The following is a 209-nucleotide window of genomic DNA, read 5'->3' on the forward strand; positions in this document are numbered from 1 at the left end:
TCAGATGTGACATCCCCGCGCTTAACGTGGGAACTGCATTTGAAACTGGCAAGCTAGAGTCTTGTAGAGGGGGGTAGAATTCCAGGTGTAGCGGTGAAATGCGTAGAGATGTGGAGGAACACCGATGGCGAAGGCAGCCCCCTGGGTCAAGATTGACGCTCATGCACGAAAGCGTGGGGAGCAAACAGGATTAGAAACCCTGGTAGTCC

The 209-nt window shown here is 53.6% G+C and carries 1 rRNA gene; it reads left to right on the top strand.

Features of this window, described 5'->3' with window-relative positions:
• Positions 1-209: ribosomal RNA gene (locus BTW08_RS18710) — 16S ribosomal RNA — on the top strand; the annotation flags it as partial.

It is taken from the genome of Salinicola sp. MH3R3-1, from assembly GCF_001937155.1.
In the GTDB taxonomy this organism is placed as follows: domain Bacteria; phylum Pseudomonadota; class Gammaproteobacteria; order Pseudomonadales; family Halomonadaceae; genus Salinicola; species Salinicola halophyticus.